General features: G+C 65.3%; 23 protein-coding genes and 1 tRNA gene. 19 read left to right on the plus strand and 5 right to left on the minus strand.

The features are described from left to right. Positions 1 to 167 precede the first annotated feature (167 nt). The 8 genes from petA (at position 168) to hisA (ending at position 6,760) form a co-directional block, all read left to right on the plus strand. Positions 168 to 728, plus strand: coding sequence for a ubiquinol-cytochrome c reductase iron-sulfur subunit (gene petA, locus A3OM_RS0103375; protein WP_026175670.1), 561 nt, complete (start codon positions 168 to 170; stop codon positions 726 to 728). A 97-nt stretch (positions 729 to 825) separates the two neighbouring features. Continuing rightward, positions 826 to 2,109 (plus strand): cytochrome b N-terminal domain-containing protein, encoded by a 1,284-nt coding sequence (locus A3OM_RS0103380; RefSeq protein ID WP_018042314.1) that lies wholly within the window; start codon positions 826 to 828, stop codon positions 2,107 to 2,109. A gap of 19 nt (positions 2,110 to 2,128) precedes the next feature. Continuing rightward, entirely contained in the window at positions 2,129 to 3,028 is a 900-nt protein-coding gene (locus A3OM_RS0103385) for a cytochrome c1 (protein WP_026175671.1), read from the plus strand. Positions 3,029 to 3,138: 110 nt separating this feature from the next. After that, the gene (locus tag A3OM_RS0103390) at positions 3,139 to 4,014 is read left to right on the plus strand and encodes an S-methyl-5'-thioadenosine phosphorylase (protein ID WP_018042316.1); all 876 of its coding nucleotides are present in this window, start codon (positions 3,139 to 3,141) and stop codon (positions 4,012 to 4,014) included. A 197-nt stretch (positions 4,015 to 4,211) separates the two neighbouring features. After that, complete coding sequence (gene hisB / locus A3OM_RS0103395; protein WP_018042317.1) at positions 4,212 to 4,799, plus strand: imidazoleglycerol-phosphate dehydratase HisB; 588 nt, start codon at positions 4,212 to 4,214, stop codon at positions 4,797 to 4,799. Between the two features lie 33 nt (positions 4,800 to 4,832). After that, on the plus strand, positions 4,833 to 5,321 hold the full coding sequence (locus A3OM_RS0103400; RefSeq protein ID WP_018042318.1) for a DUF2628 domain-containing protein: 489 nt from the start codon (positions 4,833 to 4,835) through the stop codon (positions 5,319 to 5,321). After that, positions 5,318 to 5,980, plus strand: coding sequence for an imidazole glycerol phosphate synthase subunit HisH (gene hisH, locus A3OM_RS0103405; RefSeq protein ID WP_018042319.1), 663 nt, complete (start codon positions 5,318 to 5,320; stop codon positions 5,978 to 5,980). Before A3OM_RS0103400 ends, hisH begins: the two co-directional genes overlap by 4 nt. Positions 5,981 to 6,022: 42 nt before the next feature. Next, positions 6,023 to 6,760: a 1-(5-phosphoribosyl)-5-[(5-phosphoribosylamino)methylideneamino]imidazole-4-carboxamide isomerase gene (gene hisA, locus A3OM_RS0103410; protein ID WP_018042320.1), complete on the plus strand. Its 738-nt coding sequence runs from the start codon at positions 6,023 to 6,025 to the stop codon at positions 6,758 to 6,760. Between the two features lie 105 nt (positions 6,761 to 6,865). On the opposite strand, the gene A3OM_RS0103415 is transcribed toward hisA, so the two are convergent. Then, a complete protein-coding gene (locus A3OM_RS0103415; RefSeq protein ID WP_018042321.1) occupies positions 6,866 to 7,363 on the minus strand; it encodes an outer membrane protein assembly factor BamE in 498 nt (165 codons plus the stop codon). Positions 7,364 to 7,536: 173 nt separating this feature from the next. On the opposite strand from A3OM_RS0103415, the gene A3OM_RS0103420 reads away from it, so the two are divergent. From A3OM_RS0103420 to A3OM_RS0103475, 11 genes are all read left to right on the plus strand, one after another. Then, positions 7,537 to 8,091: a ubiquinol-cytochrome C chaperone family protein gene (locus A3OM_RS0103420; protein WP_026175672.1), complete on the plus strand. Its 555-nt coding sequence runs from the start codon at positions 7,537 to 7,539 to the stop codon at positions 8,089 to 8,091. 1 nt (position 8,092) lies between these two features. Continuing rightward, a complete protein-coding gene (locus A3OM_RS0103425; RefSeq protein WP_018042323.1) occupies positions 8,093 to 8,599 on the plus strand; it encodes a DUF177 domain-containing protein in 507 nt (168 codons plus the stop codon). Positions 8,600 to 8,839: 240 nt separating this feature from the next. Continuing rightward, on the plus strand, positions 8,840 to 9,874 hold the full coding sequence (plsX, locus tag A3OM_RS0103430) for a phosphate acyltransferase PlsX (protein WP_026175673.1): 1,035 nt from the start codon (positions 8,840 to 8,842) through the stop codon (positions 9,872 to 9,874). 27 nt (positions 9,875 to 9,901) lie between these two features. Continuing rightward, a complete protein-coding gene (locus A3OM_RS0103435) occupies positions 9,902 to 10,879 on the plus strand; it encodes a beta-ketoacyl-ACP synthase III (RefSeq protein WP_026175674.1) in 978 nt (325 codons plus the stop codon). A 130-nt stretch (positions 10,880 to 11,009) separates the two neighbouring features. Then, a complete protein-coding gene (locus tag A3OM_RS0103440) occupies positions 11,010 to 11,330 on the plus strand; it encodes an integration host factor subunit alpha (RefSeq protein WP_018042326.1) in 321 nt (106 codons plus the stop codon). Positions 11,331 to 11,434: 104 nt separating this feature from the next. Further along, on the plus strand, positions 11,435 to 11,911 hold the full coding sequence (locus tag A3OM_RS0103445; protein WP_043764437.1) for a MerR family transcriptional regulator: 477 nt from the start codon (positions 11,435 to 11,437) through the stop codon (positions 11,909 to 11,911). A 143-nt stretch (positions 11,912 to 12,054) separates the two neighbouring features. Then, complete coding sequence (locus A3OM_RS0103450) at positions 12,055 to 12,504, plus strand: hypothetical protein (protein WP_018042328.1); 450 nt, start codon at positions 12,055 to 12,057, stop codon at positions 12,502 to 12,504. A 182-nt stretch (positions 12,505 to 12,686) separates the two neighbouring features. Further along, entirely contained in the window at positions 12,687 to 14,639 is a 1,953-nt protein-coding gene (locus A3OM_RS0103455) for a PrkA family serine protein kinase (protein ID WP_026175676.1), read from the plus strand. A 224-nt stretch (positions 14,640 to 14,863) separates the two neighbouring features. Beyond that, positions 14,864 to 16,165 carry a YeaH/YhbH family protein gene (locus tag A3OM_RS0103460; RefSeq protein ID WP_018042330.1) on the plus strand — a complete coding sequence of 434 codons (1,302 nt, stop codon included), beginning with the start codon at positions 14,864 to 14,866 and terminating at the stop codon, positions 16,163 to 16,165. A gap of 126 nt (positions 16,166 to 16,291) precedes the next feature. Continuing rightward, the gene (locus A3OM_RS0103470; RefSeq protein WP_018042331.1) at positions 16,292 to 17,866 is read left to right on the plus strand and encodes a SpoVR family protein; all 1,575 of its coding nucleotides are present in this window, start codon (positions 16,292 to 16,294) and stop codon (positions 17,864 to 17,866) included. 112 nt (positions 17,867 to 17,978) lie between these two features. Beyond that, entirely contained in the window at positions 17,979 to 18,233 is a 255-nt protein-coding gene (locus A3OM_RS0103475) for a PilZ domain-containing protein (RefSeq protein WP_018042332.1), read from the plus strand. A gap of 139 nt (positions 18,234 to 18,372) precedes the next feature. Here A3OM_RS0103475 and A3OM_RS0103480 read toward each other — a convergent pair. The 4 genes from A3OM_RS0103480 to A3OM_RS0103495 all read right to left on the minus strand — a co-directional run bounded on the left by A3OM_RS0103480 (position 18,373) and on the right by A3OM_RS0103495 (position 23,569). Beyond that, positions 18,373 to 18,449, minus strand: a tRNA-Pro gene (locus tag A3OM_RS0103480). A gap of 195 nt (positions 18,450 to 18,644) precedes the next feature. Continuing rightward, positions 18,645 to 21,854: a multidrug efflux RND transporter permease subunit gene (locus A3OM_RS0103485; RefSeq protein WP_018042333.1), complete on the minus strand. Its 3,210-nt coding sequence runs from the start codon at positions 21,852 to 21,854 to the stop codon at positions 18,645 to 18,647. 141 nt (positions 21,855 to 21,995) lie between these two features. Continuing rightward, on the minus strand, positions 21,996 to 23,144 hold the full coding sequence (locus tag A3OM_RS0103490; RefSeq protein ID WP_018042334.1) for an efflux RND transporter periplasmic adaptor subunit: 1,149 nt from the start codon (positions 23,142 to 23,144) through the stop codon (positions 21,996 to 21,998). A gap of 101 nt (positions 23,145 to 23,245) precedes the next feature. Next, entirely contained in the window at positions 23,246 to 23,569 is a 324-nt protein-coding gene (locus tag A3OM_RS0103495) for a rhodanese-like domain-containing protein (protein ID WP_018042335.1), read from the minus strand. Positions 23,570 to 23,643: the final 74 nt, after the last annotated feature.

The raw sequence follows: 23,643 nt of genomic DNA on the forward strand, positions 1-23,643 counted from the left end.
AGGCTTGTCTCGGGTGACGCCCGGTCGCATTGCACCGCCCGGTACAATCGTGTCTGCGTCTGCCTGCGTGCTTCTTTCGAGCGCCTCTAATTGTCGGCGAACGGAAGCGGCGCGTCCTCGATCTGCGGGCGGCCCGAGCCGGCGCCATCCTGACCGGAGTGTCCATCTTGGCGAACACCCCTCCCACATCAGGTCCCGACGGCTCCCGCCGCGACTTCCTGTTCCTGGCGACCGGTGCGGGCCTCGCCGTGGGCGCCGGTGCCCTGGCCTGGCCCTTCGTGGCGTCGATGGCGCCCGACGCGGAAGTGATCGCGGCCGGCGCCCCCCTCGAAGTGGATCTCACGCCGATCCAAGAGGGCCAGATCGTCAACGTGTTCTGGCGCGGCAAGCTGATCTTCGTGCGGAACCGTTCCGAGAAGGAGATCAAGGAATCGGAGGCTGTAAAGCTCAGCGAGCTCATCGACCCTCAGCCCGATTCCGCACGCGTCAAGGAAGGCCACGCCAAATGGCTCGTGGTCTACGGCAACTGCACCCATCTCGGCTGCGTCCCGATCGGGCATCAGGGCCAGTACGAAGGCTGGTCCTGCCCCTGCCACGGCTCGCTCTACGACACGTCCGGCCGCGTGCGCCGTGGACCGGCGCCGACCAACCTGCCGGTTCCCCCCTACGCGTTCCTGAACGACACCAAGATCCGGATCGGTGAAGACGGCGGTAAGGCCGTCGCCTGATCTCGGGACCATCGCCCATGGGCGGTGAGGGAGGGGGTCCGACGCGCGAGGGCACGCGACGGATCAGAGCGAAACAGACTTGGAAGCGGGTAACCACATGAGCGGTCACGCCACCTACGTCCCCAAGAGTCGGATCGCCAAGTGGTTCGAATCGCGGCTGCCCATCGTCGGGCTGGTCCATTCGTCGTTCATCGCCTTCCCGGTCCCGCGGAACCTCAACTATTTCTGGACCTTCGGCGCCATCCTGATGGCGATGCTGATGTCGCAGATCGTCACCGGCATCTGGCTGGCGATGCATTACGATCCCTCCGCCGGCAACGCCTTCAACTCCGTCGAGCACATCATGCGCGACGTGAATTACGGCTGGTTGCTGCGCTACATGCACGCCAACGGCGCCTCGATGTTCTTCGTGGCGGTCTACGTCCACATCTTCCGCGCGCTCTATTACGGGTCGTACAAGGCCCCACGCGAGGTGCTCTACATCCTGGGCGTCATCATCTACCTTCTGATGATGGCCACCGCCTTCCTCGGCTACACCCTGCCGTGGGGCCAGATGAGCTTCTGGGGCGCCACCGTCATCACCAACATCCTGGCCGCGATCCCGATCGTCGGCGACACGATCCAGAGCCTGCTCTGGGGCGGCTATTCCGTCGGCAACCCGACGATCAACCGCTTCTTCTCGCTTCACTACCTGCTGCCCTTCATGATCCTCGGCGTCGTGGTCCTCCACGTCTGGGCACTGCACGTCACCGGTCAGAACAACCCGACCGGCATCCCGATCAAGAGCGGCAAGGACGCGGTGCCGTTCACGCCCTACGCGACGATCAAGGACGTCTTCGCCGTCGTCGTGTTCTTCGTGTTCTTCGCCTACTGGATCTTCTACCAGCCGAACTACCTGGGCCACGCGGACAATTACGTCCCCGCCAACGCCTCGGTGACACCCGCCCACATCGTGCCGGAATGGTACTTCCTGCCGTTCTACGCGATTCTCCGCGCGGTGCCGGACAAGCTCGGCGGCGTCATCCTGATGTTCAGCGCCGTGATCATCCTGGCCTTCGCGCCCTGGCTCGACACGTCGCGGGTCCGCTCGGCCAACTACCGCCCGATCTACCGCCAGTTCTTCTGGCTGTTCGTGGCCGTCTGCGTGATTCTCGGATGGCTCGGCGCCAAGCCACCGGAAGGCGGCTACGTCCTCGCCTCGCGGATCTGCACTGCCTACTACTTCGCGCATTTCCTCATCGTGATGCCGCTGGTGGGGCTGTTCGAGACGCCGAAGGCCATGCCGGGATCGATCCTGGAGAGCGTGACCGGACCTCATCCGCAATATGGCGGTTCGGGTATGCCAGCCGGTGCGGCCGCCGCGCCATCGTCGAAGGGTTGAGGTGCGGATCGTGAACAGCATGAACACATCGCGCGTCCTCGCCGCCACGCTCATCGCGATCCTTCTCGGCTCGGCTTCGGCCGGCGCCGAGGACAGTCACTCGACCCCGAACCCGCCCCGCGAGAAGTGGAGCTTCGCCGGCGTGTTCGGCAAGTTCGACGAGGCCCAGCTGCAGCGCGGCTTTCAGATCTATCGGGAGGTCTGCTCCAACTGCCACAGCATGAACCTCGTAAAGTTCCGCAACCTCGCCGAGAAGGGCGGGCCGGGCTTCACGGCGGGTCAGGTCAAGGCTCTTTCGGCCGAGTACAAGATCAAGGACGGGCCGAACGATTCCGGCGACATGTTCGAGCGGCCCGGTCGCCCGGCCGACGCCTTCCCGTCGCCCTTCCCGAACGAGAAAGCCGCCGCCGCCGCCAATGGCGGCAAGGCCCCGCCCGACTTCTCGGTGCTGGCCAAGGCCCGCACCTACGAGCGCGGCTTCCCCTACTTCATCTTCGATGCGATGCCCTTCATCGGCTATTCGGAACAGGGAGTGGATTACATCCATGCTCTCCTGAACGGCTACGAGGACGCCCCGAAGGGAATGGATGTCCCGGCGGGCACGAACTACAACAAGTACTATCCCGGCCACCTCATCGCGATGGCCAAGCCCCTGAGCGACGGCCAGGTGACCTATGCCAAGGGCGCCGACGGCAACCCCGTCGTTCCCGAGACGGCGGAGCAATACTCGCACGACGTTGCGGCGTTCATGTCCTGGGCGGCCGAGCCGCACATGGAGGCCCGCAAGGCCCTGGGCTTCCGCGTCATCCTGTTCCTGCTCGTCCTGTCGGGCCTTCTCTACTACGTGAAGAAGAAGGTCTGGGCGGATGTGGGCGGCGAAGCTCATGGCATGCAGCCGGAGCTTCACAAGACGAGCTGAGCCCCTTAAAGGCGGATCACGACGAACGGGCTCGCTGTCGCGAGCCCGTTTTCGTTTCCACCATGACGGCGCGCCCGACGCGCCATCGCGACGACGACAGGAGATTCGGCATGACCGCAGCAGTGCTCGGCGTGATGGGCGGATCCGGTGTCTACGATCTGCCGGGCCTCGAAGACATTCGCGAGGAGGCGATCCGTTCTCCCTGGGGGGAGCCCTCCGATTCGCTGCGGATCGGCCGGATCGGCGCGACCAAGGTGGTCTTCCTCGCCCGTCACGGACGCGGCCACCGTCTTTCTCCGTCCGGCATCAACTACCGCGCCAATATCGACGTCATGAAACGGGCCGGCGTCACCGACCTCGTGTCGATCTCGGCCTGTGGGTCGTTCAGGAGCGAGCTGCATCCGGGCCTGTTCGTCCTCGTCGACCAGTTCGTCGACCGCACCCATGGCCGGGAATCCTCGTTCTTCGGCAATGGCTGCGTCGCCCACGTGCCCTTCGCCCACCCCGTCGGGCCGGCCCTCCAGGCTCGCATCGCCGCAGCGGCAGCGGCCGAGGATCTGCCGATCCATCGCGGCGGCACTTATGTCTGCATGGAAGGCCCGCAATTCTCGTCCTTCGCCGAGTCCCGCACCTACAAGGGTCTGGGCTACGACGTGATCGGCATGACCAACATGCCGGAGGCCAAGCTCGCCCGTGAGGCGGAGATCACCTTCGCCACCATCGCCATGGTGACGGATTTCGATTGCTGGCATCCGGGCCATGCCGATGTGGACGTGGCCTCCGTCGTCGCCGTCGCCCGCGCGAATGCGGACAAGGCCGCCCGCCTCGTCTCGCGGATCGCCCGCGATTTCCCCACGGAGCGGGAGGAATGCCCCGCGGGCTCGCATCGCGCCCTCGACGGCGCGATCATGACGGCTCCGTCCCACCGCGATCCCGAGCTGCTGGCCAAGCTCGACGCGGTGGCTGGCCGGGTCCTCGCCGCCTGACCATGCAGGCATTCGATGGCAAGGCCTTCCCACGAGAAGGCATTTGCCTCTAGAGCGTTGATCCCGATATCCCATCCGGATCGATGATCCGGTGTATGCGTTCGGCATCGAGCCGAGACGTTGCATCGATCATCCACGCCGATGCTTCAGAAGACGGCCCTTCACGTGACGGTCAAACCATGAGCGACCCTTCGACGATGCGTTCCGCGAGCATCAGCCGCCGCACGGCGGAGACCGACGTCCACGTGTCCATCGGGCTCGATGGAACCGGCAAGGCGGCGATTTCGACGGGGGTCGGGTTCTTCGACCATATGCTGGAGCTCTTCGCCCGGCACGGGCTGTTCGACGTGGAGGCCAAGGTCACCGGCGACCTCCATGTGGATCACCACCACACCGTCGAGGATACCGGAATCGCCCTCGGTCAGGCCTTTGCCCAGGCACTGGGCGACAAGCGGGGCATCGCCCGCTACGCGGACATCCACCTGCCCATGGACGAAGCGCTGACACGGGTCTCCATCGACATTTCCGGGCGGCCGTTCCTCGTCTTCCGCACCGCGTTCAAGGCGGAGAAGATCGGGCAGTTCGACACCGAGCTGGTTCGCGAGTGGTTCCAGGCCTTCGCCATGAATGCCGGGATCACCCTGCACGTCGAGACCTTGTACGGTGACAACGCTCACCATATCGCGGAGAGCTGCTTCAAGGGTTTGGCCCGCGCCTTGCGGAAAGCCGTTGCGGTCGATCCGCGTGAGGAAGGTCGCATCCCCTCGACGAAGGGTTCTCTGTAGGGCTTTCACGGGCGGGAAGAGGCGGACACACGCATGCGCACCTACACGTTCCATCTGCCATCGGACACCATCGCCGGCGAATCCCACGGCCTCGAGAGTGCCGTCCTGGTTCCGGACGGCTTCTCGCTGCGGGCGTTCGTGTTCGGTCCGCTGTGGTTCTTCTTCCATCGGCTCTGGCTGGCCGGTCTCGGTGTGCTGGCCCTGCTCGTGGCAGCCGGTTTCGCCGGCCGTTTCCTGGGGCTCGGCACCTTCGCGGGCTTCCTGATCACGGTCCTGCTCCTCCTCCTCGTGGGGATGGAGGCGTCCAGCCTGCGCCGCTGGACCTATGCCAGGCGTGGTCGTCCCGCCCGCGATGCCGTGGTCGCTCATTCCGCCGAAGAGGCCGAGATCAAGGCCGTGAACCGCTGGCTGACGGCTCCCCCCGTGGTCCGCTCGGGTTCGAGCGCCTATCCCGCGGCATCTCTGCGTTCGGTCGATACCGCCCTCGGTATGTTCCCCTTCGCCGAGCCCCGTCGGTCATGATGTCCGAGACCGTCGCGATCATCGATTACGGGTCGGGCAACCTGCATTCGGCCGCCAAGGCGTTCGAGCGCGCCGCCCGCGAGGCGGGACTTGGCGCGACCCGCATCGTCGTCACCAGCGATCCCGACACGGTGTCGTCCGCCGACCGCGTGGTTCTCCCCGGTGTCGGTGCCTATGCCGATTGCCGCAAGGGCCTCGATTCCGTCGACGGCATGGTCGAGGCGATGACGCATGCGGCGCATGACCGGGGCCGCCCGTTCCTCGGCATCTGCGTCGGCATGCAACTCCTCGCAAGCCGGGGTCTCGAATACGAGATCACGCCGGGGCTCGGCTGGATCGCCGGCGACGTCCGCCCGATCCGCCCGTCCGATCCCGACCTCAAGATCCCGCATATGGGGTGGAACACCCTGCGGCCCGAGCGCCCGCACGCGCTTCTCGACGGCATCCCCACGGGGGAGGATGGGCTGCACGCCTATTTCGTGCACAGCTACGCCCTCGACCCGACGGACCGGACGGATGTCGTCGCGGAGAGCGAGTATGGCGGACCGGTCACCGCCCTCGTGGCCCGGGACAACGTCGCCGGCACCCAGTTCCACCCTGAGAAGAGCCAGCATCTCGGTCTGGCACTGCTCGCGAACTTCCTGCGTTGGCGCCCGTAGACGGCCCATCGGCTCATCGACATTCAGAAAGCGACATTCACCGTGATCCTGTTTCCGGCGATCGATCTCAAGGAAGGGCGTTGCGTTCGCCTCGTCCAGGGGGACATGGCGCAAGCCATCGTCTTCAGCGACGATCCGGCCGCCCAGGCGAGCGTGTTCGAGGAGCAGGGCTTCTCCTGGCTTCACGTGGTCGATCTCGACGGCGCCTTCGCCGGCGCTCCGATGAACGCCTCCGCCGTCGATGCCATCCTCGCCCGCACGAACCTTCCGGTCCAGCTCGGCGGCGGTATCCGCGAGATGCGCACCGTCGAGGCCTGGATCGAGAAGGGTGTCAGTCGGGTCATCATCGGCACGGCCGCCGTGCGCGATCCGGCCTTCGTGCGCGAGGCGGCCCGCCTGTATCCGGGCAAGATCGCCGTCGGTGTCGATGCCAAGGACGGTCGCGTGGCGGTGGAAGGCTGGGCCAAGACCTCCAGCACCACGGCCGAGGAATTGGGGCGCCGGTTCGAGGACGCGGGCGTGGCCGCGATCATCTACACCGACATCGCCCGCGACGGCATCCTCAAGGGGCTCAACATCGAGATGACCCTCGCCCTCGCCGAGGCCGTGACGATCCCGGTCATCGCCTCGGGCGGCTTGGCCTCCATCGAGGACGTCCATCGTCTGCTAGAGCCGGATTGCGCGATGCTGGCCGGCGCGATCACCGGGCGGGCGCTCTATGACGGTCGCATCGACCCGCGAGAGGCGCTCGCCGCCATCGCCCGCAAGGCGGCGGCGTAGGCCTTCGTCGTTCCTCGTTCGCAAGAGATATGAAAAAGCCGCGCGTCCCATGGGGCGCGCGGCTTTTTCGTTTACCGCGGATGGCGGCGCGAAAGGCCGCTCTTGTCAGAGGCCATTCTTGGCACCCGGCACGATGCTCGTGCCCGAGCCGCTGCCGAACGGCTCGTACTTGGTGAGGCCGCGGAACAGCTGGCCGAGGAAGGCGCGATCCGCGCCGCTGGTCGGCGTGGTGCGCTCGATGAAGTCGAACACCTTGCCGTCCTGCAGGCCGTAGAGAGCGATACGCTCCACCTTGAAGCCGGCGTTGAAATAGATGGTGGTGACCTTCTGGTCCTCCACCTGCTCCCCGAGGAACAGCACCGTGCGGCGCGAGTTCTGGGTGATGTAATACCACGTCTTGTTGCCGACGGTGGAGACCGTGGACGGAGAGCCGAGGATCTGGAGGACCTGCTCCGCGCTCATGCCCGGCTTCACCGTGGCGAGGGCGGCTTGATCGATCTGGTATCCGTGCCGGAGATCCTCACCGATGCAGCCGGAGATTCCCACGCCGACAAGGCCGATGACGGCGAGACGGCTGATCGACGAGACGAAACGGCGCGACATCAGCCACCCTTGATCCGTTGAGACAACACGACGTTTGAACGTCATAGCTCGGTGCCGATCTCCACCTGGACGTTCCGGTGGAGCTTGCGCCCTGGCTGTCGGTTGCCGTACCGCGAGGTTATGGTTTTGACAAGGCAAGCTCGGCCACACCCCTCCCGCCTCCGGTGGACGGCATGATTTCGCGATTCTTCAAGCGAAGCTCCGCGCGCGCCAGCGTCGTCGAGGCGTTGCATCTGCGGATCAACGAAGCCTCGCGGGAGCCGGCCCTCTATACCCATCTCGGCGTCCCCGACACCGTGGAGGGCCGTTTCGAATGCCTGACGCTCCACGTCATCCTGGTCCTGCGGCGGATGAACCAGTTGCCGCAGCCCGCGGCGGACATCGCCCAGGATCTGGTCAACGCGGTCTTCCTGCAGCTGGATTCCTCGCTGCGCGAACTCGGTGTCGGCGATTTCGGCGTGCCCAAGCGCATGAAGAAACTGGGTGCGGCCTTCTACGGTCGTGCGGCGGGTTACGATGGCGCCCTGGATGCGAGGGAGGAGGACGGCCTGAAGGCCGCCCTGGCGCGCAACGTCATCGGTACCGAGACGCCGGAGGCCGGTGCCGGCCTCGCGCGCTACGTGCTGAGAAGCGTCGACCTGCTCGATGGACGCGACCTCGATCACCTCATATCGCACGGGCCGGGCTTCCCATCCCCGCTGAACCTCAACCAATCGGGAGATATCTGACATGACGGCAAAGTCGGCGGTTGCGCCCTTGTCGCGGCCCTTCCGGGTCGACCGCCTTCCCAGGGACAGGGCCGGAATCGTCATCAAGGCGACACCGGAGGAGGAGGCGGCCCTGGCGGCGGATTTCCGAATCCCGGCCATCCGTGACCTTTTGGGCCAGCTGCAATGGAGCGGAACGTCCGCGCATCTCGTCATCACCGGGACGGTCTCGGCCGTCGTCACGCAGGTCTGCACGATCAGCCTGGAGCCGTTCGAGGCGGAGGTTTCCGAGCCCGTCGAGATCGTGTTCAGCGATCGCGAGCCGGAGAAGGAGACCGGCGACGAGGAGACCGACATCCCGGATCCGATCGTCAACGGTACGATCGACCTCGGACAGGTCACCGCCGAATTCCTGGCGCTCGGCCTCGATCCCTATCCGCGCAAGCCCGGCATCGCCTTCGAGCCGGTGGCCGAGGAGCGGGAATCGCCGCTGGCCATCCTCAAGGCGCTGAAGCAGGACGACGCGTGAATTCCGGCCCCGGCAACGGATTTGCGGAGTGACGGAGCCGGGGGCGAACCACGGATTCCGCAAAAGCTGAGATTTCGTTTGCCCACCGGGCTCGAACCGCTATTTTCCGCCGCGCCGAGGAGGGGTCCACCCATTGCGGGTTCAGGCCTCTCGTCGATCCCGTCTCGCCGAAGGGCGTTCCGTCGATCCTTCGCTCGAGAAGGGTCTGTCCATCCTGAAAGAGGCCTCCGGCCGAACCTCATGTCCCAAAGAGTGTGCATCTCGCTCGACGCCATGGGCGGCGACCACGGTCCCACGACCGTGGTGCCGGGCGCCGCCATCGCGCGCGAGCGCCATCCCGAGATGACGTTCCTGATGTTCGGGGACGAGGCCATCCTCGCCCCGCTGGTGGCGGCCGAGCCGCGCCTGAAGGGGGCGGTGGAGATCAGGCACACCTCCGTGGCGATCTCCATGGACGAGAAGCCGAGCCAGGCCGTGCGTTCGGGCCGAGGCAAGTCCTCAATGTGGCGCGCGATCCAGGCGGTCAAGGACGGGGAAGCCGATGCGGCCGTCTCCGCCGGCAATACCGGCGCACTCATGGCGATGTCGAAGATCTGCCTGAAGACCTTGGCCGGCATCGAGCGCCCTGCCATCGCCTGCCTCTGGCCCACCGTGCGCGGCGAGAGCGTCGTCCTGGATGTGGGCGCCACCATCGGCACGGACGCGGAGCATCTCGTGGAGATGGCGCTGATGGGCGCCGCCATGGCCAGGATCGTGTTCGATCTGGATAAGCCGACGGTGGGCCTGCTCAATGTCGGGACCGAGGAGATGAAGGGCAACGAGGCGGTGAAGGAAGCCGCCCGGCGCCTGCGCGAAAGCGATCTACCGAACCTGATCTATCACGGCTTCGTGGAAGGCAACGACCTCGGCAAGGGCACCGTGGACGTGGTGGTCACCGAAGGCTTCACCGGCAATATCGCGCTGAAGACCGCGGAAGGCACGGCCAAGCAGATCGGCAGCTACCTGCGCGCTGCCATGAGCCGGACCCTCTCGGCCAAGATCGGCTACTTCTTCGCCCGGCAGGCCTTCAAGGCGTTGCGCGACAAAATGAACCCGAGCCGGGCCAATGGCGGCGTGTTCCTCGGCCTTGAGGGCATCGTCATCAAGAGCCATGGCTCGGAAGACGCCCATGGCTTCGCGGCCGCCGTCGATCTCGCGCACGATATGGCGCGGCACGACCTGATGCGGACCATTCGCGACATGCTCGAACTCACGCCCATGGCCACCTCCGCATGAGGTGGTCGATGCCGGATCGGATCTGACATGGCGGTTACACGCTCCGTAGTGGTGGGAACGGGCTCGGCCCTGCCCGCACGTCTCGTGACGAACGACGAGTTGACGAAGACCGTCGACACGTCCGACGAATGGATCGTACAGCGCACGGGCATCCGCCAGCGCTACCTCGCGGGTGCCGGCGAGACCACCTCGACCTTGGGGATCGCGGCCGCCAAGGCCGCCCTGGACGATGCGGGGCTCGGGCCGGAGGATATCGACCTCGTCCTCTGCGCCACCTCGACGCCGGATCATACCTTCCCGTCGGTGGCGACCCAGATCCAGGCGGGGCTGGGCATCCGCTCCGGCTTCGCCTTCGATATTCAGGCGGTCTGCGCGGGCTTCGTCTACGGCGTCTCCACCGCCGACAAGTTCATCGCGAGCGGAAGCGTGCGGCGCGCCCTCGTGGTCGGCGCCGAGACGTTCTCGCGCATCCTCGACTGGGAGGACCGCACGACCTGCGTGCTGTTCGGCGACGGCGCCGGGGCGATCGTCCTCGAAGCCCAGGATGGGGAGGGGACGAGCGAGGATCGCGGCGTGCTCACCAGCCATCTGCGGTCCGACGGACGGCACCGTGAGAAACTCTACGTCGATGGCGGACCCGGCTCCACCGGCACGACCGGTCATCTGCGGATGGAGGGCAAGGAGGTCTTCCGCTTCGCCGTGGGCTCGGTGACGGATGTGATCGCCGACGCTTTCGCGGCCACGGGGACGAGCGCCGACGACCTGACATGGTTCGTGCCGCATCAGGCGAACCGTCGCATCATCGAGGCCTCCGCCGACAAGCTCGGTATAGACCGCAGCAAGGTCGTCCTCACCGTCGACCGGCACGGCAACACCTCGGCGGCGTCCATCCCGCTCGCCCTCGATGCGGCCCGCAAGGACGGTCGGATCAAGCGCCGCGACCTCGTCATGATCGAGGCCATCGGCGGCGGTTTCACCTGGGGTGCCGCCCTGATCCGCTGGTGAGGCGAGCCCGGGGTCGAGCACGCTGCCGAGGCTTGACCATCAAGTCCTGTTGACCTGCGGCTTAACGCAGATTAGCGTGTCCAATCATAGAGATACGTCAGAAAATACGATTCGTTTTGGGGAATGACGCATGGCAGGGAAGACGGTCACACGCGCCGATCTGAGCGAGGCCGTCTATCAGCAGGTCGGGCTGTCGCGGACGGAATCGGCAGCGCTCGTCGAAACCGTGCTGTCCGAGATCTGCACCTGCCTCGCTTCCGGTGAAACGGTGAAGCTGTCGTCGTTCGGGTCCTTCGTCGTTCGCGGCAAGGGCCGGCGCGTGGGCCGCAACCCGAAGACCGGCGTCGAAGTGGCCATCGAGCCGCGCCAGGTCATGGTGTTCAAGCCGTCCAACGTGCTCAAGTCCCGGATCAACGGCGTCAACGGCGTCGCGGAACAAGACGACGATTGAGGTCTTCCATGTCGCTGGCAGTCAAGGTTCCTGCCGATAGGGCGCGGGGCGGGGACGGCTCCTTCGAGGGGAGTGGTCCCGGCTCCGTGGACAATCGCGACACGATGGAAAAACGCCCCGGGGCATTTCGCACGATCAGCGAAGTGGCCGACGAGCTCGACGTGCCGCAGCACGTTCTCCGGTTCTGGGAGACGAAGTTCGCCCAGGTCAGGCCGGTGAAGCGCGCGGGTGGTCGGCGCTATTACCGGCCGGAAGACGTAGACCTGATCAGGGGCATCCGACGCCTGCTCCATGAGCAGGGCTACACCATTCGCGGTGCTCAGCGCGTTCTGAAGGAGAACGGCATCCGCTTCGTCCAGTCGGTGGGGCGCGGCGAGGCCGAAGTGGCGGCCCCAACCCAGCGGGATCTGGACACCGGGGAATACGAGGCCGACGAAGAGGTCGCTCCCGGCGCGGCAAGCGACGACGACCGGCTCGGTGACGACCGGCTGGCCCTGCAGGCCGTCCTCGACGACCTCCATGCATGCCGCGATGCGTTGCAGACCCTGAGCGACCCGTCGGATCTCGCAATCCGCTCCTGATAGGACGATCGCGCGGCTCGGGTGTCGAAGGAAACGCCGCGATACCCTCGACGGCGGGCTCCCCCCTTCCCACATGCAGCGGGCCACGGCGGTCTTACACACGTCAGCCCATAAGGTCGCCAGGCATCACCGGAGACCGCCCGATGTACGCCGCCAAATCGAATGCCTTTCTCGCAGCCGGCCTGTTTCTCGCGCTCGCCAGCGCCCCGGCCATGGCCCAGGACACGGCGACCCGCACCGAGACCGCGGCCCCCGGAAAGAGCGTCCGCATCCTCATCGCCTCGAACCTGAAGGACGATTGCAAGCCGGGCTCGATGCCGGAGATCCGCATCAGCACCTCGCCCAAGAACGGCTCGCTCATCACCAAGACCGGCAGCGTCACCACCCCGTCGAGCCACAAATGCCCCAACAAGAAGACCGCCGCGACGGGCGTCTTCTATCAGAGCAAGGACGGCTTCACCGGCACGGACGAGGTGGTGGTCGAGGTCAAGAAAGCCGACGGGAAAACCAGCACCCAGACCATCACCATCACCGTCGGCGGCTCGGCAGTGAAGGGCGGGGACGACACGAAGAAGAGTGCCACGGACCTGTGATCCGGCCCTGAGCCCCTTCCACGTCACGGGTCCGGCGGCTGCGATTCTCACCGCCGGGCACCGTACTGTGGCAAGCTTCCCACGCTCGATTGCCGTTGCGACCGCACTGCGACAAAACTGGGCCTGTCAGTTGCATCCGAGCCGAGACAGGATGAAGCTGCGTCAGTCGTGAAGGGATCGGGATGCCAATGCCATCGACGAACGACCTGTTCCAGAGCTTTGCCCGCGGTTACGAGGCCCGCCGCGATACGGAGATGAGCCTTTCCGAGTTCATGGAGGCGTGCCGGGACGAGCCCCTCATGTACGCCACCGCGGCCGAGCGTATCCTCGACGCGATCGGCAAGCCGGAATTCGTGGACACCGCCAAGGACGCCCGTCTCGGCCGGGTGTTCATGAACCGGACGATCCGGGTCTATCCCGCCTTCTCCGAGTTCTACGGCATGGAGGAGACGATCGAACGGATCGTCTCGTTCTTCCGCCACGCCGCGCAGGGCTTGGAGGAGCGCAAGCAGATCCTCTACCTCCTCGGCCCCGTCGGCGGCGGCAAGTCGTCCCTCGCCGAACGCCTCAAGGCCCTGATGGAGGTCCACCCCATCTACGTCCTGAAGGCCGGCAACGAGGTCTCGCCGGTCTTCGAGAGCCCGCTGGGCCTGTTCGACCCCGAGGTGATGGGCGCCGAGATCCAGGAGCGCTACGGCATTCCGCGCCGTCGCCTCACCGGCCTGATGAGCCCCTGGGCCTTGAAGCGCCTCGACGAGTTCAACGGTGACATCTCGCAGTTCAAGGTGATCAAGGTACGGCCCTCGCGCCTGCGCCAGATCGGCATCGCCAAGACCGAGCCCGGCGACGAGAACAACCAGGACATCTCGTCCCTCGTCGGCAAGGTGGACATCCGCCGTCTTGAGACCCTGTCCCAGGCGGACCCGGACGCCTACTCCTATTCCGGTGGTCTCAACCGGGCGAACCAGGGCGTCCTCGAATTCGTCGAGATGTTCAAGGCGCCGATCAAGATGCTGCACCCGCTGCTCACGGCGACGCAGGAGGGCAATTACGTCGGGACCGAGAATATCGGTGCGATCCCGTTCACCGGCATCATTCTGGCGCACTCGAACGAGTCCGAGTGGCAGACCTTCAAGACCAACAAGAACAACGAAGCCTTCATCGACCGTATCTACGTCATCAAGGTGCCCTACTGCCTGCGGGTGACCGAAGAACAGCGGATCTACGAGAAGCTGGTCTCGGGCTCCGAACTTGCGGACGCGGCCTGCGCCCCCGGCACGCTGGAAATGCTGGCCCGGTTCTCCGTGCTCTCCCGCCTGCGCGAGCACGCCAATTCCAACGCCTTCTCGAAGATGCGCGTCTATGACGGCGAATCCCTACGCGAGGTCGATCCCCGCGCCCGTTCCATGCAGGAATACAAGGATGCGGCCGGCGTCGACGAGGGGATGGACGGCATCTCCACCCGCTTCGCCTTCAAGGTGATGGCGGCCACGTTCAACCACGACACGACGGAAGTCTCGGCCGACCCCGTCCATCTCATGTACACGTTGGAACAGTCCCTGCGCCGCGAGCAGCTGCCGCCGGAGACCGAGAAGCGCTATCTCGAGTTCATCAAGACCGAACTCGCGCCGCGCTATGCCGAGTTCATCGGCCATGAAATCCAGAAAGCCTATCTCGAATCCTATCACGATTACGGCCAGAACCTGTTCGACCGTTACATCGACTACGCCGATGCCTGGATCGAGGATCAGGACTTCAAGGATTCCGAGACCGGGCAGCTCCTCAACCGTGAACTCCTGAACCAGGAGCTCACCAAGATCGAGAAGCCGGCCGGCATCGCCAACCCGAAGGATTTCCGCAACGAGGTCGTCAAGTTCGCCCTTCGCTCGCGGGCTCAGCATGGCGGGCGCAACCCGTCCTGGACGTCCTACGAGAAGCTACGCGAGGTGATCGAGCGGCGGATGTTCAGCCAGGTGGAGGAACTGCTTCCGGTCATTTCCTTTGGTTCCAAGAAGGACGGCGAGACGGAGAAGAAGCACGGTGAGTTCGTCGATCGCATGATCGCGCGAGGCTATACCGAGCGGCAGGTTCGCCGTCTGGTGGAATGGTACATGCGGGTGAAGCAGGCGGGTTAGGACGGCGACACGTCCGGTCGCGGGCTAAGCAGGTTCGCGTTGGCAAGCCAACGCTTCGCCCTGCTCAGCTCTTTGATGTGTCGCAGGTTTTGATCGCAGAACCGGGGCCACTTCTGCGAAACCTGCTTAGGGCCGGCGGGCATCGCGGTGCCTGCCGGACACGACCGTCGAACCTGCCAGGGTCTCAGGGGCCAGGGTCTTGAGGGCGAGGACGAAAGCACCGGATGCACATCGTTGACCGTCGGTTGAATCCCGGAGGCAAGAGCCTTCCAAATCGCCAGCGCTTCCTGCGCCGGGTTAAGGACATGGCCCAGCGCGCCGTGCGCGAATCCGCTCGCGAGAAGGACATCAAGGACCTCGGCAAGGACGGGCGCGTCACGGTTCCCGGAGACGGCGTGCGCGAGCCCCGCTTCAGCCGCCAATCCGGCACCGGCCTGCAGGACTACATCCTGCCCGGCAACAAGACCTATGTGGAAGGGGACCGCATCGAGCGCCCGCAGGGCGGCGGCGGGGGCAAGGGATCCGGCCAGGGCGGGGAGGGCTCCGAGAACAGCGAGGATGCGTTCCACTTCGTGCTGACGCGGGACGAGTTCCTCGAACTGTTCCTCGAAGACCTCGAACTGCCGGATCTGGCCAAGCGCCGCCTCTCGATCGTGGAGACCGAAGGCCTGCGGCGCGCCGGCTACACAGTGTCCGGCTCGCCCGCCAACCTCGCGCTCACCCGCACCCTGCGCAATTCCATGTCGCGGCGCATCGCGCTCAAGCGCCCGAAGCCGGAGGAGATCGCGGAGCTCGAAGGCCGCATCGCCGAGGCCGACGGCAGCGACCCCCGGCTCCCCGACATGAGGCTCGCCCTGGAGGCCTTGCGGGAACGCACCAAGCGGATCCCCTATGTAGATCCGATCGACCTGCGCTATCGCCGCTTCGAGCCCTATCCGCGCCCCATCGCCCAGGCCGTGATGTTCTGCCTCATGGATGTGTCGGGCTCGATGACCGAGCACATGAAGGATCTAGCCAAGCGCTTCTACATCCTGCTCCACATCTTCCTGACGCGGCGCTACCGGCACGTTGAGATCGTCTTCATCCGCCACACCGACAAGGCGACGGAGGTGGACGAGGAGACGTTCTTCGGCTCGCGCGAGACCGGCGGCACCCTGGTCTCGTCAGCGCTGGTGGAGATGAAGCGCGTCATCACCGAGCGCTACGACCCCAACGACTGGAACATCTACGCGGCCCAGGCCTCGGACGGGGACAACGTGTCGAGCGACGGCCCGACCTCCACCGAGCTCCTGCGCGCCCATATCCTGCCCGCCTGCCAGCACTTCGCCTATCTCGAAGTCGGCGACGAGAACGGCCCCCGCGCCGGCTTCGTCGAGCACCGCACCACCCTGTGGCGCACCTACGAGGCTCTGGCCAAATCCGGCGGCGCCATCGCCATGCGCAAGGTCAACCATCGGCGCGACATCTACCCGGTCTTCCGCGAATTGTTCGGGCGCAAGGACGCGCGCGCCGAAGCGGGGGCGTGACGCTCGGGCATAGGCCCGAAGCCGGGGAGCAGGTTTTGGGACGAGTTGGCACGATGAGGTGAACCCTTCCTCCCGCGCGCGAGGGGGAGGGGAGGAGAGCCGCAACGCTCGGAGAGAAGGACGACGATGGTCACGAACCTCCATTTCCCCGCATCGCCGACGATGTCGGGCGGCCAGACACCTCTGTTTTCCGGCAACGACTGGGATTTCGACACGATCCGCCGCATCCACGATGCCTGCGAAAAGATCGCCGGCGAGGAGCTCGGCCTGTCTTGGTATCCGAACCAGATCGAGATCATCACGGCGGAGCAGATGCTCGACGCCTATGCCTCCATCGGCATGCCGCTGTTCTACAAGCACTGGTCGTTCGGCAAGCACTTCGCGCAGCACGAGGCCGGCTATCGCCGCGGCATGATGGGCCTCGCCTACGAGATCGTCATCAACTCGGATCCGTGCATCTCCTACATCATGGAGGAGAACACGGCGACGATGCAGACCCTGGTGATCGCGCACGCCGCCTTCGGTCACAACCATTTCTTCAAGAACAACTACCTGTTCAAGCAATGGACCGATGCCGAGGGCATCCTCGATTACCTCGATTTCGCCAAGGGTTTCATCACCCGCTGCGAGGAACGCTACGGTCATCAGGCGGTGGAGCAGGTGCTCGACGCCGCCCACGCCCTGATGAGCCAGGGCGTCCACCGCTATCCGCGCAAGAAGCGGCCGGACCTCGCCTCGGAGCAGCGGCGCGAACGCGAGCGGGCCGAGCATGGCGAGCAGATCTACAACGACCTGTGGCGCACCCTGCCGCAGAAGAGTGCGGGACTCCGGCCGGACGCCGCCCTGGAGCGGCGCAAGGCCCTGCTCGAACTGCCCCAGGAGAACCTGCTCTACTTCCTCGAAAAGGCAGCCCCGCGCCTGCGTCCGTGGCAGCGCGAGATCCTGCGGATCGTCCGCCTCGTGGCGCAGTATTTCTATCCCCAGCGCCAGACCAAGGTGATGAACGAAGGCTGCGCCACCTATTGCCACTACCGGATCATGAACTCGCTCTCGGAGAAGGGGCTGATCGGCGAGGCGGCCTATCTCGAATTCCTGCAGTCGCACACCAATGTCGTTCGCCAGCCGAACTACAACGAGCGCGGCTATGGCGGGCACAATCCCTATGCCATCGGCTTCGCCATGATGCAGGACATCGCCCGCATCGTGGAGCAGCCGACGCAGGAGGATCGCGCGTGGTTCCCGGAGATCGCCGGCACGGGCGACGCCATGGCGACCCTGCGCGACATCTGGGCGAACTACCGCGACGAGAGCTTCATCGCCCAGTTCCTCAGCCCCAAGCTCATGCGCGACATGCGGCTCTTCCACGTGGTGGACAATCCCGACGAGGCTGAATTGCGCGTAGAGGCGATCCATGACGAGCGCGGCTATCGGAAGCTGCGCCGCTCATTCGCGAGGCAGTACGACGTCGCCTGGCTCGATCCCGATATCGAGGTGGTCGACGTCGATCTGGAAGGCGATCGCCGCCTCATCGTCCACCACAAGGCGCTGAACCGGATCACGCTTCAGGCGGAGGATGCCCGCCACGTCCTGCAGCATCTGGCCGATCTCTGGGGCTACGACGCGGTGCTCATGGAGATCGATCCGGCCACGGATTCGATCCTGGCGGAACATCACGCGGCAGCGCGGCCGATCTTCTTCTGAAGCCGCGGATATGCCGATTCGAAGCCCGATCCGTTGCATTTGACGGATCTCACTCCCGGTTCTTTCGCAGACCCCTGACCATTCTCGGGATAACGGAAGATGCGAGGTGGTCATGAATGAACGTCGGATCGATGAGCGGCGGCGTAAGGACGAGGCCGGCCTCATCGCCATAGACGAACACACGACGCTTCCCTGCATCGTCTACGATATCTCCGCCTCCGGCGTTCGGCTCATCCTTCCGGAAACAGCCCTGGTCCCCGACACCTTCATCCTGCATTCGGCGTGTATCGAAGGCATCGAGGTCTGCCGCGTCGTCTGGCGGAGCGACGAGACCATCGGCGCGACCTTCAGCAGGACGGCGGCCTGACACACGCCTCGGAGCCGTACGGTCTCCGACTGCACCGAGGTCAGCCCGTAAAAAAGAAAAAGGCCGGGGACAGCGCGCCCCGGCCTTGAACGTCAGAGCGGAGGACATCTGCTGATATGCCGATGTCACCGCGTTTTAATGGTCGGAGTAGCAGGACTTGAACCTGCGACCCCCTGTCCCCCAGACAGGTGCGCTACCGGGCTGCGCTATACTCCGTCAAGAACCGCTCTGAACTCGTCGATCACGTAGGATGCCGCTCCGGTTACCGGTCCTGAGACCGATGCGCTGACCGGGCCGCGCTACGCCTCGACGCCCCGTGAAGGGCTGAGGGGTCTTAGCTTCACGGTCCCCCATGTGCAACCCCTTTTCCGTGGCTCCGGCGCGGACATCTCGCGCCGGAGCCTGTCGTCGTCACGCGTGCGTCGGCGTCGCGTGGGGATCGTGCTTGTCGGGTGTGCCGCCATGCGGATCCTTGCCGCGCTTCTTGGCGAACCAGATTAGGATGTTGCGGATCGCCACGTAGAAGACCGGGGTCAGGAACAGGCCGAAGAAGGTCGCGCCGATCATGCCGAAACAGACCGCGGTGCCCAGAGCCTGACGCATCTCCGCGCCGGGACCGGTGGCGATGACGAGGGGCACCGTACCGAGGATGAAGGCGAAGGCCGTCATCAGGATGGGGCGCAGGCGAAGGCGACAGGCTTCCACAGCGGCGGCGACCGGCCCCTTCCTCTCCGTCTCTTCGAGCTGGTGAGCGAACTCCACGATCAGGATCGCGTTCTTCGCCGCCAGACCGATGAGCACGATCAGTCCGATCTGGGTCAGGATGTTGTTGTCCTGCCCCCTGAACTGGACCGCGCCCAGGGCCGAGAGCACGCCCGTCGGGACGACGAGGATGATCGCCAGCGGCAGCGCCCAGGATTCGTACTGCGCCGCCAGCACCAGGAAGACGAGGAGCACGCCGAGACCGAAGACGTAGATCGCAGTGTTGCCCGTCGCCTTCTGCTGGAAGGCGATCTCGGTCCAATCGTAGGCGTAGCCCTCCGGCAGGGACTGGGCGATCTTCTCCATCGCCGCGAGCGCCTGGCCGGTCGACACGCCGGGCTTGGCATCGCCCTGGATCGGCACCGAATAGAACAGGTTGAACCGCTGCACGATCTGCGGCCCGCTGATCTCGCGGATCGAGGCCAGTGTCCCCATGGGCACCAGAGCGCCGGTGGAGGAACGGACCTTGAGCTGTTCGATATCGCGCTTCTCCAGGCGGAAGGCGGCATCGGCCTGCGCGCGCACCTGGTAGATGCGGCCGAACGTGTTGAAGTCGTTGATGTAGGCGCCGCCGAGATTGGTCTGCAGGGTGGCGAAGACCGAAGCCAGCGGCACGTTCAGCATCCGCGCCATCGTGCGATCGATGTCGATGAAGAGCTGAGGCGTGTCGTTGCCGAAGGTCGTGAACACCCGCTGGACGTCGCTGCTCTGGTTCGCCTGACCGAGGATCTCGTTCGTGGCGGCCAGCAGCGGAGCGATGGCGGAGCTCTGGCGGTTCTCGATCTGCATCTTGAAGCCACCGCCGGTGCCGAGACCGCGGACCGGTGGTGGTGGGATGAACAGGACGCGGGCCTCCTGAATCGAGGCGGTGGCCTTGAACACATCGCCGGTGATCGCAGCCGCCGTTCTGCCCGTCGTCGCGCGCTCCTTTGCCCCCTTCAGGACCAGGAACATCACGGCACCGTTGGTGGTGTTGGTGAAGGTCGCCCCGTCGAAGCCCGAGATGATGACGGCATCGCTGACGCCGTCGACCTTCAAGGCCATGTCGGCGGCCCGCCTCACCACGGCGGTGGTGCGCTCCAGGGCCGAGCCCGCCGGCAGCTGGACGACGCCGATGAGGTAACCCTGGTCCTGCTGCGGGATGAAGCCCGTGGGCGTCGTCGTGGCCACATGCAGCGTGCCGGCGATGATCGCGGCATAGACCACCATCATGCCGAGCAGGCCGATCGTGCGGCCGGTCAGGAATTGGATCGTGGCGGCGTAGCCATGCGACAGCTTGTCGAAGCCCCGATTGAACAAGTCGGCGAGCCAGGCGACGAACCGGGTCAGGAAGAACTTAGGCTTGGCGTGTTCGTGGTGGGGCTTGAGCAGCAGCTTGCAGAGCGCCGGTGACAGCGTCAGCGAGTTGAACATCGAGATGATGGTCGAGGCCGCGATGGTGAGCGCGAACTGCTTGTAGAACTGCCCCGAAATGCCGGGGATGAAGGCGGTGGGGATGAACACCGCCGACAGGACGAGGGCGATGGCGAGCACTGCGCCGCCCACCTCGTCCATGGTCTTGTGCGCGGCGTCTCCGGGAGAGAGCCCCTCGGCCATGTTCCGCTCGACATTCTCCACCACCACGATCGCGTCGTCGACGACGATGCCGATGGCGAGGACGAGCCCGAACAGGGTGAGATTGTTGATGGAGAAGCCGAAGGCCTGCATGGCCGCGAAGGTGCCGATCAGCGAGACCGGGATCGCGATCACCGGGATCAGCGCCGTGCGCCAGCTCTGCAGGAAGACGATGACCACGATGACCACGAGGGCCACGGCTTCGAACAGGGTCTTATAGACCTCGTGGACCGATTCCTCGATGAACTCGGTGGGGTTGTAGGCGATCCTGTACTGGACCCCCGGCGGGAAGCTTTTCTTGATCGTCTCCATCGTCGCCCGCACCTGCGTGGCGGCTTCGAGGGCGTTGGTGCCCGGACGCTGGAACACGCCGACGCCGACGGCGGGGGTCCCGTTCAGGAAGGACTGCGTGGTGTAGTCCTTCTGGCCCATTTCGGTGCGGGCAATGTCCTTCACGCGCACGAGGCGGCCGTCGCTGGCCTTGACGATGACCTCGGTGAACTCTTCCGGGGTCTGGAAGCGACCCTGCGACTGGACGACGAGCTGGAAGGCATTGTCCTTCGGCGCAGGCGGCGCGCCGAGGGCGCCCGAGGCGACCTGGACGTTCTGCTCCTGGAGGGCCGAGATCACGTCGGTGGTCGAGAGTCCGTAGGCGGACAGCTTGTTCGGATCGAGCCAGATACGGAGCGCGTATTCGCTGCCGCCGAACACCGTGATGTCGCCGACGCCATCGAGGCGCAGCAGCTCGTCGCGGATACGCAGGTAGATGTAGTTCGAGAGGTAGTTCTGGTCGTAGGTGTTGTCCGGGGACAGCAGGTGCACGACCATCATCAGGTCGGGCGACGACTTGCGGACGGTGACGCCGAGGTTGCGCACGTCCGGCGGCAGGCGCGGCTGCGCCACCGAAAGACGATTCTGCACCAGCACGTTGGCGATATCGAGGTTGGTGCCGACCTTGAAGGTGACGGTCAGCTGCATGTTGCCGTCGTTGGTCGACAACGACGTCATGTAGAGCATGTTGTCGACGCCGTTCACCTCCTGCTCGATCGGCGTCGCGATCGTTGCCGCCACCGTCTCGGCATTGGCGCCCGGATAGGAGGCGCGCACGACGACGGTCGGCGGAACGATCTCCGGATATTGGGCGACGGGCAGCGACTCGTAGGAGACGTAGCCGAGGATCAGGAAGATGATCGACGTCACCGACGCGAAGATCGGCCGATCGACGAAGAAGTGGGCAAAGCGCATCGGTCAAACCTCTCGCCACAAAGGCGCCCTGGGCCACCTTTGCGGGAATGTTTCTTCGTTCGCCGTCACGAACCCACCGGATGTCACGCCCCTGAAACGGAAGGCGGAAACCGGCGGGTCCGGTCTAGAATGGGTTGCGCGTCAGCTGCGGCTCGGCGGCAGCGTGCTCGCCTCTGCCGTCACTTTGGCGCCCGGGCGGACGCGGGACAGGCCGTTGACGACGACGTTCTCGTCACCCTTCAGTCCTTCGCGGATCACGCGGTAACCATCGACCTTCGGCCCGAGCTTCACGTCGCGGGTGCTCACCGAGCCATCGTCGGCGACGATGTAGACGATGCGCTTGTCCTGGTTCGCGGAGATGGCCTCGTCGGGCAGGAGGATACCCTGGAAGGGCTTCGTCGCCGGCAGCGAGACGATGCCGAACAAGCCCGGCTTGATGAAGCCGTCCGGGTTCTCGACGGTGGCGCGCAGCAGCACCGTACCGGTGGCGTTGTCGACGCGGTTGTCCACGAAGTCGAGGGTGCCCTTGCGGGTCGGCTTGGTCTCGTTGGTCAGGGCGATCAGGATCGGAACGCCCTTGCCCTTCTGGGTCTGCCCCATGCCGATGCCGAGGCTGCCCTGATATTTCAGAAAGGAGCGCTCATCCACCGTGAAACCGAAGTAGATCGGGTCGAGGGAGACGATCGTGGTCAGCTGGGTCTGATCGGTGATGACGATGTTGCCCTCGGTGACGAGGCGCTGGCTGATACGGCCCGAGATCGGCGCGCGGACTTCGGTGAAGTCGTAATTGAGCTGTGCCTGGCGCAACTGCGCATCGGCGCTGTCGACATTGGCCTGAGCCGTCTGCGACGCCTGCCGGCGCTGGTCCGTCACCTGCTCGGAGATGTTGCCGGAACGGCTCAGCGTCTGAGCGCGTTCGAGGTCGGTCTGGGAAAAGGTCAGTCCGGCCTGGGCGGAGGTGAGGGCGGCCTTGGCCTGATCGAGGGCGGCCTTGTAGGGGCGACGGTCGATCACGAAGAGCAGGTCGCCCTTCTTCACCGTGGCGCCGTCCACGAAATTGACCTTCTCGAGATAGCCCGTGACCCGCGCCCGGACATCGACGATCTCAACGGGATCGAACCGGCCCGTATAGACATCGGTCTCGACGATCTCGCGCACCACCGGCTTGGCCGTGGTCACCTTCGGAGGCGGACCACCGGGGGCCTGGGCGGAAACCGGAGAGGCGAAGGCCAGAAATACGGCGGACAGGAGGATCGCGGACGACCATCCGGAGAGCGGACGCTTGATCATGTTGCTTTTCCCTGCGCCCTGCGAGCTAAAGGCACCGTTCCCGTGATGTCGTGCGCTGCCGCACATAGCCCGTGGAGCTATGGGATTGAGACGTGGAATGTTCAGGATTCGACCGTTCCCCCGGCCAGGTACCAGTCCTTGAACCCACCGACATAATGCTCCTCCACCGGAATCCCGGCCGATTGAGCGGCGGCCAGGGCGTGGACCGAACGGACACCGGCCGCGCAGGAGAAGACCGGGCGACGACCGTCCTCGGCGATCAGCGCCGACAGGGCGCGCGTGTCGAAGGTCGACAGGGGGTGGGTGACGGAACCCGGAATGTGCCCGGCCGCGTATTCGTGAGGCTCCCGCACGTCGATGAGCAGGATCGAGCGATCCTCGAGTCCCCGCTTGATCGTCTCCCGGTCGAGATCGACAACCTTCATGCGCTTGGCCCTCGCTTCGTCGCCACACGGAGACTCGTGGCGAATGTTCTTATGCGTCAGGCGTCATCACGGCA

The organism is Methylobacterium sp. 88A, assembly GCF_000376345.1.
GTDB lineage: Bacteria > Pseudomonadota > Alphaproteobacteria > Rhizobiales > Beijerinckiaceae > Methylobacterium > Methylobacterium bullatum.